An 11,460-nucleotide genomic window follows, 5' to 3' on the forward strand; every position below is an offset into this window, starting at 1 on the left:
GGGAATGAGAAATTTAAAAAAGCAGCTCGGGCAGTTTCCCGATGAAAAAAGAAAGGAATATTTCAATACACTTCCCAATTATCTTAATGGGAGATTCCAGAATATATTAACAACACCTTCTTTACTGGAAGGAGAAAGCATGACCAAAGTACTTTTCCACACTCTATGTAAAGTGGAAAATACTTCACCAAAAACGGCGCTTCCTTTTGTAGTAACGGATTTAAAGAACCTTCAACCCGAAGAAAATGTTTTGGTATGGTTTGGGCACAGTTCCTATTTCATACAGGTAGATGGTAAAAAATTTCTGATAGATCCCGTTTTCAGCGGAAATGCTTCCCCAATGCCGGGTTCCATAAAAGCTTTTCAGGGAGCTGATTACTACAAACCGGAACACATGCCGGAGATAGACTTTCTGCTTATTTCCCATGACCACTGGGATCACCTTGATTATAAAACTATTCAGGATTTAAAAAATAAAGTAGGAAAAGTGATTTGTGGTTTGGGAACCGGCCAGCATTTTGAATACTGGGGCTGGGATTTTGACAAAATCATCGAAAAAAACTGGTGGGAAAGCATAGACATTGCAGAAGGTTTTAGAGTCACACTTACTCCTGCAAGACACTTTTCGGGAAGACTACTGAACCGTAATATCTCACTCTGGACTTCTTTTGTATTAAAAACACCCACGAAAAAACTGTTTTTGGGTGGCGACAGCGGTTATGGAAATCATTTTACAGAAATTGGAGATAAGTATGGACCTTTTGATTTAGCTGTGATGGAAAATGGACAGTATAATGAAAAGTGGCCATACATTCATACGTTGCCGGATCAGCTCATCACAGAAATAAAAGAACTGAAAGCCAATAATTTTATTCCGGTACACAATTCCAAATTTAAGCTGGCTCAGCACGCATGGTATGAACCTTTAGAACTTGCCTCAAAACATGCTGAAGAAAATAATATCCCCATTACCCTTCCCAAGATCGGTGAAAAAGTAGACCTGAACCAGTTGGGAACCATAAGCTGGAAAAAATGGTGGGAGGACTGTTGGTAATGAATTACAAACAGTGACTTTTTTATTTAAAAATGAAGCTTGATATTTATTTTAACTACAAAAGTCACAAAAGCTTTCATTTTAAAACACTTTAGCCTATTTAAGTAAGAAACGATTCCGCAGAAAAGCTCACATAAGATGAAAATCAAAGATTTTAACAAAGTTTAGGTGTACTTATTATGTATAAAGCTTGGCTCAAAAAAACTTAAGTGTTTAAAACTTTTGTGACTTTTGTGGTTTGTAAAGTTTAGCCCATTTTAAATTAAAAAACCTGCCTATTACTGAGCAGGTTTCTTCCTTCTTATCAAAAAAAATAATCACTACAAAGGTTCCTTATGGTTTACCTTCGTATGAATGATGTCGTAAAATACAGTTGGGTTGCTCGCATCAGGAGTAATTCTGTAGGTGAACGTTGTTTCGTTTAGAAGCAAAATATCCACAACACGTGTAAAAGTAGGAGTGGTAAGTGTTCTCTTCTTCCCATCCGGAGAAATAGACCATGTTCCTTCAGATCTCAACACATCGTTCAATCCGAAAATTTTAAAAGTTCCGTTAGCTTTAAAATAAGAATATCCCACAAATCCTGCGACACTCGGATCATTTAATGCAACATTATTTCCGCTTTTATCCTTAGCACCGGTTGTTTCCCATGGAGTGGAAGCTAAAGTAATTTGTCCGTTAGTTGGTTCCGTATGAGAAGTTCTTGTGTGAATGATGTCATAATACACAGAAGGATCACTTGAGTTAGGACGGATTCTGTACGTGAATTCATTTCTGTTCAAAACAAGAATTTCAACATCACGGGTGAAAATAGTAGTCCCATCAGGGTTCAATGCGGCAATAGTTCTTGTTTTTCCCTGCGCATCTACAGACCATGTTCCCATTGATCTCAATACATCAGTCAGATTATAGATGGCAAACTTTCCATCTGCCTTAAAGTATGCAAAACCTACATATCCGGCAACACTGGCATCAGTAAGGGCAACACTATTTCCACTTTTATCCTTCGCTCCGGTAGTTTCCCATGGAGTAGATGATAGTACCTGTGAGGGAGTCTGCTGTTCAATAATAATTTCATTGTCATCACTTGAACATGAAATGAAAGATGCTGATAACAATATAGCTGCAGACAGATAACATAATTTTTTCAGGGTATTCATAAGGGTATTTTTTAAGTCTTTGCAAACTTATTCCTAATAAATATCAAAACTTTGTACAAAACATCTCTTTTGTTGTAGAAAACATAACAGATCATAAACTAGAATGAAAGAAATGATATTGATGCTGATTTCTATTAATAATATCAATATTTATGACGAATATTAGTATTGAATGGTGTAATTCTCCTCTTCCGGAGGGGTGGTAAAAATTCAACGAATTTTTGACGGGGTGGTTTTAATATTCTCAGATAAAAAATTCTATTTTTGAGTATGAATAACAGAAACCGCGGAAAAAACACGGGTGATGATACCCTGTTCGGTTCAGAGAAGCAGATCAGTAAACTGAAGCTGGGCGTTGAGGATATGCGGTATCTTCTCACCAGAGAGTATCCGGAAAAAGCAGCTTCTGAACTTGTTGGAAATAGATACAGATTAAAAACCCGTCAGATACAGGCTTTACGGGGAGCATCAGCATCAGATTCACAACTTTACAACAGAGGGTTGAAACATGTGGAAACCTCAGATTTAAAGGGAAAAACGGTTTACCTCGATGGTTTTAATGTCCTGATCCTGTTAGAAAGTCTACTTTCCGAAGCTTATATATTTGAAGGCTTGGATGGATGTTTTCGTGACCTTTCCGGAGTTCATGGGACGTATAAAAGAGTAAATCAGACGTTAAGAGCGGTAGAATTGGTTGCTGCTTTTTACAGAAAGAATCAGCTTAATAAGCTTGTCTGGATCTTTGACAAACCGGTTTCCAACAGTGGAAGAATTAAGCAGATCATTCTTGAATTTGCAGAACAACACCAGCTCAATTGGGAAGGTGATCTGCAATATAATCCCGATAAATTTTTAGCGGAAAGTTCAGAAATCGTTATTTCCTCTGATGCCTGGATTCTGGATCACTGTAAAGAATGGTTTAACCTAATCGGTTATTTGATCAGAGAAGAAAAACTTCCTGTTAATCTGATTAAAATGATATAAAATATGAAGCTGTCTGCCTCCTGTATTTCCTTTTTTTCAGAAGAATGGAAAGACAAATACAAAGCGATTTTAGAACAGGAACATCTGGAAATCCTGGAAAAAAATATTCAGAAGTTTAAAGAGAACACTTTAAAATTGCATCTGCCGTATTTTAATGAAGAAATAATCATTGACAGACAGGAAAGTTTTGAAAAATTCATTACCATTCTTGAAAGTAATGATTCAGATGAGGTGAAAATAAAACTTTTGGAAGCAATTCCGTTTGAGCATTGGCTGAATATTTTGGGCCAAAGATTAACCTCAGCAAGCATCCGCGATGAAAATGCAGTTCCTCCTTTGAAATCAACCCTTATCAATGCCTGTCAGGAGCCTTTCAATAGCGAAATTACCATTGCACAAAGAGCATGGGAAAAACATATCGGAAGAATGGATGATGATTTTTGGGGAGAAATCAAAGGAAACAATCAGCATAAACAGGAAAAAGTAATGGTAAAAATTCATGATATCCTTGATAACAGAACCTGGTGGAATGTTTTCTTCCATTACAAGCATGAGCTGGTTTTTGAAGTCAGGGAAAAAGAAGGCCACGGCATTCGCTGGAGCCATGGAGGAACAAAATTAATCGGCTTTCTGGAAAAATTTATCAATGAATAATAAACCGTAAACATCTGCGAGATCTGTGGTGAAATAAAAACTCTCACAGATAGATTATAGTAAGCATACATCTGTATTTTTAATCTTTTTTCATTCTTTTTCTACTACGTAAAAACATTGCGTACTATGTTTCTTATTTTGCAGACATAAACAGAAGCTATGAACAAATCAGATCAACAATTTTCAACCGAAGAATGGGAAACATGTCTCAAGGTTCTGAATGCTCTGAAGGAAGAACCTTTCCTGAACCCTGATAATAAAACATTTTCAGGATTAATTACGAAGATTCATAAGAACGCCAAAAAACAAAGCCGTCATGAAAATTATTCTGAGATGAAGTCTCATGATCTGGCTGTAAATTCCAATTCTGTATTGATGCAGAAGGCATTGGCGGGAGTTTCTGCTTATTATGATAATGAAAAAGAAGAAATACAGTTCACAAAACTTCAGATTCCCAAAAACTGCTACTGCTGTAACCAAAGCTACCAGTATGCACACTCTTTTTATTCCAGATTATGTCCTGTCTGTGCTACAGAAAACTATGAAAAACGTTTTGAAACGGCAGATCTTGCAGGAAGAAACGTAATCCTGACAGGAGGAAGAGTGAAGGTTGGTTTCGCCACCGCATTGAAGGTATTGAGAAATGGGGCCAATTTGGTTTTGACAACCCGTTTTCCGGCACTCGCACTGGAATTGATGCAGCAGGAGGCAGATTATAGCAGCTGGAAAGACAGACTCTGGATATATGGTCTGGATTTAAGAAACCTAAAGGCGATTCAGGATTTTATAGACTTTTATAAATTTAATTTTGATACGCTGGATATTCTGATCAATAATGCGGCTCAAACAATAAAATATCCTGATGAATATTATCTTCCAATTATAAAACGTGAAAAAGAAAAACTGGTAGAATTTAAAAATATCCATACTCTGATTCCGAATCAGACGGAGATTTCCAGTGAAACAGCAAAACTCGAATATGCTCACAATGAAGAAACTCAGGTTGCGCTTAACCGTTTTGGGCAACCGGTGGATAACAGAGATAAAACAAGCTGGAATTCTACTTTGGAAGAAATTTCTATGTATGAACTGGTAGAGGTAAACCTCATCAATCATATTGCACCTTATTTCCTGATTAAAGAACTGAAACCCTTGATGAAAAGTTCGTCGTTTAAAGAAAAATTTATCGTTAATGTCACCTCATCAGAAGGAATTTTCAGCTATGGAAATAAAACAGTTTTTCATCCGCATACCAATATGACAAAAGCCGCTCTGAATATGATGACACTTACTTCTGCAAAAGAATTTGAAAATGACCAGATCTACATGACTGCGGTAGACGTAGGATGGATTTCTACAGGAGCTAAGGAAAGTCTCAGAAAAAAACAGTTTGAGATAGGTTACATTCCGCCGTTAGATTCTGTGGATGGGGCAGCCAGAATTCTGCACCCTGTTGTAGAAGGGATAAAAGGAAATTACTTGAGCGGAGTTTTATTGAAAAATTATAAAGTTCATACCTGGTAATATCCAGATGGAGATAATAGTATTAATTGGAAAAATACATTTTGCTAAAATGTGTTACGGGTTCGAATCCCGTTTATCTCCCAATCATAGAAACGGTAGTTCAAAGGAAGAATACTGGCCTTCCACGCGAGAGGTTGCGGGTTCGAATCCCGCCCGTTTCACAGGAGTATATAGTTCAAAAGGAGAAGAATACGTCCTCAACACGGCCGAGCTGCAGGTTCAAATCCTGCTGTACTCCCAATATAAACAATGGAGATAATAGTTTAAACGGAAAAATAATTCCTGCACAGAATTGTTGCGTGTTCGAATCACGCTTATCTCCCTAAGAAAATAATGTATAATAAAAATTAAAAAAATGAATACTTATATTGATATTGGCATTAATCTGACCAATAAACAGTTCTATAATGAACACGAAGAAATTATCAACCGCGCTTTGGACCAGGGAGTAGAACATATGATTCTCACCGGAACCAGCGTAAGAGGAAGCAAAGAATCTGCTGAAATAGCAGAAGAATATCCTGAAATTTTATATTCAACAGCCGGCATTCATCCTCACGATGCCAAATCTTTTACCGGAGAAAGTATTGGTGAACTCAGGAAATTATTAAAACAAGATCATGTGATCTCAGTAGGCGAGTGCGGACTGGATTTTGATCGGGATTTTTCTCCGAGACCCATTCAGGAAAGATGTTACAAAGCCCAACTGGAGCTTGCAATAGAAGTTGATAAGCCGCTTTTTCTTCATGAAAGATCTGCATTTAAAAGATTTAATGACCTCACAGATGAGTACCTTTCCCAATTACCAAAAGCAGTAGTACATTGTTTTACCGGAACATTGAACGAAGCAAAAACTTATCTGGATAAAGGATTTTATTTAGGATTTACTGGAGCAATCAGTGATGAAAAAAGATTTAAGCACCTCGAAGATGTCATAAAATATATTCCTCTTGACAGAATGATGATTGAAACAGATGCCCCTTTTATGCTGCCGAAAAATATGCCCAGAATGCAAAACAGGCGAAATGAACCCTCTTTTTTGCCCTTTGTAGCACAAACAATTGCCCATCTGAAGAAGATCAGCATTTCCGAAGTGGCAGAGGAAACCACAGAAACGAGCAGAAGTTTTTTCAGACTATAAAAAAGAGCTATACTGATGAAGTAAAGCTCTTTTTTTATAAACAGAATTGTTTTTTGTTTCTTATAAACTCTTTATTGCTGATTCCAAAGCCAGTTCCATCATTGGATTCAACGCTTTTTCTCTTTCATCAGCAGAGATCTTTTCATGGGTAGGAATGATATCCGTTACCGTAAGAATAGTCGCGGCATTTTTTCCTAAATGTTGAGCATTGGCAAATAAACCGAATGCTTCCATTTCTACTGCAGGACAGTTGTATTTTGTAGCAATTTCAGGAGTTGCAGGATCTTTTCTGTAGAAAATATCACTACTGTGAATGTTGATTGCCTTAGCATTCAATGATAATTCTTTAGCCGTTTCATTGATGGTGCTAAAGATATTCCCCTGATGAGGAAGAATTTCATCTTCAATTCCCCATGCATATTTGGCGTAAGTACTTTCGCTGGCTGCTTTATCAATATTTAAAATATCAAAAAGTTTAAGATCTGTATTGTAAGCACCACAAGTCCCGATTCTGATGATCGTATCTACTTCATATTCTGTAAACAGTTCAAAAGAATAAATCCCGATACTTGGGAATCCCATTCCACTAGCTCCTACAGTGATTTCCTTACCCTTATAAAGACCTGTATAATAAAAAATACCTCTGGTTTTGCTTACCAGTTTAGCGTTTTCTAAATAATTTTCAGCAATATACTGTGCGCGAAGCGGATCCCCCGGCTGCAATACTACTTTAGCAATTTCTCCTTTTTTTGCACTGATGTGAATACTCATAATGTTTTTTTGAATGGGACAAAGATAGCAAATATGTGAATAGTGAACAGACAATCCGGTATCATATCATTTTTTATCTATTGCATTTCGGAGGTACTGATGGGTTCTGCATTCTTCCTGAACTGTGTTGGAGGAATATTTTTAATTTTCTTAAAAACTCTGTTATAATAAGGAATATCACTAAACCCCGAAGCAATACAGATTTCTGCTACAGACAATTTTGTCTTCAATAACATTTGGCAGGAAGACTCAATTCTAAATTCTGTCAGATAGGTGAAAAAAGATTTTCCGGTCATTTTTTTGAAGAAAACACAGAATGAAGATTTTTGCATTCCTACAGATCTGGAGATCTCTTCCAGGGTAATATTCCGCTGAAAATTATTTAAAATGAAAAGATATATTTCCTGCAGCTTTTTTTCTTTTTTGTTTTCAGAAACAGGTCTTCCAACAATCTGCATTTTTTTACAATAAGAAATTAATTCCAATAATTGTATGAAAGAAGAAAGTCTTTCAATACTATTCTGTTCAATCATGGAAGTCATTAAGGTCTGAAGCCTTTCTAACAGTTCATTTTGAAAAGAAACCGCATTTTCATTGCTTTGAATTTCAGAAATACTGTTCATCAGTTCAGGGAAAATATTTTTGCAGTTTTCTAAAAAATCGTTTTCAAAAACAATTGTAATATTCTCAATTTTACCTTCGTTGTCATAAACAGATTCATCAAAAGACCAGCAATGCGGAATGTTGGGAGGAATCAGAATAATTTCACCTTTTGAAAAATTTTCCACAATATCACCAATAATTCTTACACCGCTTCCTGTTATAATATAAGACAATTCCCAGGTTTCCTGCTGGTGTAATGGGACCTGCTGATTCCATTTGATATGAACATGATCGAAATGAAAAGTATGGGTTCTTGCTTTTGGATAATATTTTAAATTTTGCTTCATTAAAAAAATAATAATCACAATAATGTAAATATAAGACAATGATTGGAAAATATAGAACAAACTTTTTGAAGTAAGACCTTCTATTTTTGCATCAAATCTTTATGAAAGTATGAATCAAACGTTATCTGTTTCTCAGTCTAAGCCTCATTATGAAATTCTTGACGGCCTCCGTGGTGTAGCTGCCATCATGGTTGTATTTTTCCATGTTTTTGAAACGTTTTCCAATGGAGATCATACAAAGCAGATTATTAATCACGGATATCTGGCAGTAGATTTTTTCTTTATGCTTTCGGGATATGTGATCAGTTATGCTTATGATAACCGATGGAACAACATGACGTTGAAAGACTTTTTTATCCGTCGTCTTGTAAGATTACAGCCGATGATCATTATTGGCTCTTTGGTAGGGGCAGTTTTATTCTATTTTCAACACTCTGAAGGTTTGGGATGGGGCGGGATTTCCGCTACTCCTGTTTGGAAATTATTATTGGTAATGTTCATTGGAATGACGGTTATTCCGGTAGGTAAAAGTCTTGACATCAGAGGTTGGAATGAAATGCACCCTTTGAACGGGCCGTCGTGGTCACTTTTTTTTGAATATATCGCCAATATTGTGTATGCTTTGGTGCTAAGAAGAGTTTCCAAAATCGTATTAGGAATTCTGGTGTTGATTTCAGCCGGGTTTACTATCTATTATGCATTTACAAACCCAAATGGCGATATCATCGGAGGCTGGTCTATTGATGATGCCACACAGATGAAAATAGGTTTTACAAGGTTAGCGTTTCCTTTTTTGATGGGAATATTTTTGGCAAGAGCAGTTTCATTGAAATTTACAAAAAATGCTTTTTTTACAACCAGTATTTTATTGATTGTTTTATTTGCATTTCCCCGTTTAGGAGGAACTACTGCTCATTGGCAGAATGCTTTTTATGAATGTTTTGTCTTAATGATTATGTTCCCGGTTGTTATTTTGCTGGGAGCAGGAGGAAAAGTTACCAATGAAAAAAGAAACCGGTTCTGCAAGTTTTTAGGAGATATTTCATACCCGATATATATCACCCATTTCCCATTGGTGTATGTCTATATGGCCTGGGTTGTAAATGGAAAACACACACTGGAAGAACCTCAATCATGGATTTTAGGATTCATAACTGTATCCATTTCAATGATTTTAGCATACTGTTTTATGAAATTCTACGATGTCCCTGTAAGAAAATGGTTAAACCAAAAATTAATTTCAAAAAAATAAAAAGAAATGAAAATAGAACATATTGCCATTTGGGTGAAAGACCTTGAAAAATCAAGAGTATTTTACCAGAAATATTTTGGAGCCGTTTCCAATGAAAAATACCATAATCCTGTCAAAAATTTTCAATCTTATTTTTTAAGTTTTAATAATGGCTGCCGACTTGAAATCATGACAAGACCGGATATCAGAGAAAGCGAAAACTCTTATGAAGCCCAACAATATGGAATTATTCATCTCGCATTTTCCGTAGACAGCAAAGAAAAAGTAGATGAACTTACGGAGAGGTTGAGAAAAGACAGATACACCGTTGCCGGAGAACCTCGTACTACTGGAGACGGTTATTATGAAAGTGTAATCCTTGATCCTGAAAATAATATCATTGAAATTGTAGCCTAGACTGTCATTGCGAGAAATTTCAGCAACCAAACAGTCTTCTCAGAATAAATGAACGGGTTGGAAACGCGAAGGCGCAAAGATATTAAACATTCCGCTGTTTTAAGGCGCAAGAACATTTCGACTTCGCTCAATGTAAGATTTCAGCAAAGATATTTCGTAATGATTTGCTTTATTAGAATTATAGTTCACTGTATTAAATTTTATCGAAGATAAAATCTTTGCGCCTTACTACATTGCATATATTAAATTTTGCGCCTTTGCGTTTTCCAACAATTTAATTCCACATTTAACATCAATCTTCCCCACAAAAATTTTATTCTCAGCGAAATAATTTTATTTTTGTTAGATCATGGAAACCAAGTCACCGTTTTTAGACACGATCTTTTTGCTTCGTAAGGAAGAATGTATTACTCTTTTCTCAAGCTTACAGCAAATCTCCCCTCAGGAAGAGGCGGAAGCAGGAGTGTATTTTGAAACAGAATTTGAAAAAGAAAGGCTTGAGTTTCTATCCGATCAACTGATCTGCAACAAAGAAACTGCCGTATGGGCCGCAAAAATTCTCTATCACAGCGCACAGCTTTATCTCATTAGAGAAAATACTGAAAAAAATATTGGAAATCTTATTCCTGAGTTTAAAGGAACAAGGGATATTTCTTCTGTCTTATCCGCAGACTTGTCACTAAGGTTTTTGCCACAGGTGATTGTTGCTTTAAATACAGTAGATCCCGAAGATACTCTGATCCCTATGCTGGAAAATATTCTCGTACAGTTTCACTATTCAGGAATAGGGTATGATCTTGACCTGAAAAATGTAAATTGGCAGGAAGAATTGAAGGACAAAACCTACAGAAAATTATATCTGGAAAGAATTGTTGAAAAAAAAGATTATAAATTGGCGGAAATTCCGTTCATTAATAAACTGATAACAGCCGAATTCGGAATACATAAAGACGCATTCTGGCGAGAACTAAAAACTATAACCGAAGACCATAATGAAAACGTATGACAATGTATTTGAATTTTTAACTGACCCTACAAAAGAAACCTTCCTGAAGTGTCGTGAACTGGTGATTAATGATCCCGAATATGACCCGTATTCGGAAGATATTGAAAACATACAGGATTTACTCAATGAAGGGAAATTTGAAGATGTTATCCAATATGTAAATGTCAATATTCTACTAAGTCCCAGAGCCCATATCTATAAATATTTTGCATACAAGGAATTGGGTGATGAAAAAGGAGGAAATATCGAGGTGGCAATCGCTCAGATTATTTTTGAATGCCTTGAAAAGACAGGAGACGGAACCAAAGATTCTCCGTATATTATTACCAGAATTTCCGATGAAAGGGATCTGATAAGACATCACCTCAATAAACAGGATGTATCACAGAATCTGGTTAAAGATGGAGATAAGATTATGGATGCACTTACACTCGATGATGGAACGCAGCTATACTTCGATATCAAAGATCCTTATCAGAGACTTGCTTTTTCATTCAGCAAAAGAAATGATCGGGAAGAAAATAAAGAAGAAGAGAAACCCCAAAAGAAAAAGTGGTGGAAATTTTAA

12 protein-coding genes and 3 tRNA genes are annotated in these 11,460 nt (G+C 36.1%); 12 read left to right on the top strand and 3 right to left on the bottom strand.

Annotated elements, in window-relative coordinates; all coding sequences use genetic code 11:
- Positions 1-4 precede the first annotated feature (4 nt).
- Positions 5-1,054 carry an MBL fold metallo-hydrolase gene (locus tag FW780_RS18475; protein ID WP_149835129.1) on the top strand — a complete coding sequence of 350 codons (1,050 nt, stop codon included), beginning with the start codon at positions 5-7 and terminating at the stop codon, positions 1,052-1,054.
- Positions 1,055-1,374: 320 nt separating this feature from the next.
- Here the strand turns inward: FW780_RS18475 and FW780_RS22675 are convergent, their stop codons facing one another.
- Positions 1,375-2,214, bottom strand: coding sequence for a DUF4822 domain-containing protein (locus FW780_RS22675; RefSeq protein ID WP_241676943.1), 840 nt, complete (start codon positions 2,212-2,214; stop codon positions 1,375-1,377).
- 270 nt (positions 2,215-2,484) lie between these two features.
- Between FW780_RS22675 and FW780_RS18485 the strand changes: the two genes are divergently transcribed.
- From FW780_RS18485 to FW780_RS18515, 7 genes are all read left to right on the top strand, one after another.
- Positions 2,485-3,198: a DUF434 domain-containing protein gene (locus tag FW780_RS18485; RefSeq protein WP_167510755.1), complete on the top strand. Its 714-nt coding sequence runs from the start codon at positions 2,485-2,487 to the stop codon at positions 3,196-3,198.
- 3 nt (positions 3,199-3,201) lie between these two features.
- Positions 3,202-3,852: a hypothetical protein gene (locus FW780_RS18490; RefSeq protein WP_149835131.1), complete on the top strand. Its 651-nt coding sequence runs from the start codon at positions 3,202-3,204 to the stop codon at positions 3,850-3,852.
- A gap of 159 nt (positions 3,853-4,011) precedes the next feature.
- Complete coding sequence (locus tag FW780_RS18495) at positions 4,012-5,376, top strand: SDR family oxidoreductase (RefSeq protein ID WP_149835132.1); 1,365 nt, start codon at positions 4,012-4,014, stop codon at positions 5,374-5,376.
- A gap of 10 nt (positions 5,377-5,386) precedes the next feature.
- Positions 5,387-5,457: transfer RNA gene (locus FW780_RS18500), tRNA-Ser, on the top strand.
- A gap of 8 nt (positions 5,458-5,465) precedes the next feature.
- Positions 5,466-5,537 (top strand) — tRNA-Gly (locus FW780_RS18505).
- 3 nt (positions 5,538-5,540) lie between these two features.
- Positions 5,541-5,614 (top strand) — tRNA-Val (locus FW780_RS18510).
- A gap of 117 nt (positions 5,615-5,731) precedes the next feature.
- Complete coding sequence (locus FW780_RS18515) at positions 5,732-6,517, top strand: TatD family hydrolase (protein ID WP_149835133.1); 786 nt, start codon at positions 5,732-5,734, stop codon at positions 6,515-6,517.
- Positions 6,518-6,577: 60 nt separating this feature from the next.
- Here the strand turns inward: FW780_RS18515 and deoD are convergent, their stop codons facing one another.
- On the bottom strand, positions 6,578-7,288 hold the full coding sequence (gene deoD / locus FW780_RS18520) for a purine-nucleoside phosphorylase (protein ID WP_149835134.1): 711 nt from the start codon (positions 7,286-7,288) through the stop codon (positions 6,578-6,580).
- 77 nt (positions 7,289-7,365) lie between these two features.
- The gene (locus FW780_RS18525; RefSeq protein ID WP_149835135.1) at positions 7,366-8,238 is read right to left on the bottom strand and encodes an AraC family transcriptional regulator; all 873 of its coding nucleotides are present in this window, start codon (positions 8,236-8,238) and stop codon (positions 7,366-7,368) included.
- Positions 8,239-8,347: 109 nt separating this feature from the next.
- Between FW780_RS18525 and FW780_RS18530 the strand changes: the two genes are divergently transcribed.
- The 4 genes from FW780_RS18530 to FW780_RS18545 all read left to right on the top strand — a co-directional run bounded on the left by FW780_RS18530 (position 8,348) and on the right by FW780_RS18545 (position 11,460).
- A complete protein-coding gene (locus FW780_RS18530) occupies positions 8,348-9,490 on the top strand; it encodes an acyltransferase family protein (protein WP_149835136.1) in 1,143 nt (380 codons plus the stop codon).
- Positions 9,491-9,496: 6 nt separating this feature from the next.
- Positions 9,497-9,886, top strand: a complete 390-nt coding sequence (locus FW780_RS18535) for a VOC family protein (RefSeq protein ID WP_149835137.1) — start codon at positions 9,497-9,499, stop codon at positions 9,884-9,886.
- A 349-nt stretch (positions 9,887-10,235) separates the two neighbouring features.
- Entirely contained in the window at positions 10,236-10,892 is a 657-nt protein-coding gene (locus FW780_RS18540) for a hypothetical protein (RefSeq protein WP_167510756.1), read from the top strand.
- Positions 10,879-11,460, top strand: coding sequence for a DUF4919 domain-containing protein (locus tag FW780_RS18545; protein ID WP_149835138.1), 582 nt, complete (start codon positions 10,879-10,881; stop codon positions 11,458-11,460). Before FW780_RS18540 ends, FW780_RS18545 begins: the two co-directional genes overlap by 14 nt.

The organism is Chryseobacterium sediminis (assembly GCF_008386505.1).
Lineage (GTDB): Bacteria > Bacteroidota > Bacteroidia > Flavobacteriales > Weeksellaceae > Chryseobacterium > Chryseobacterium sediminis.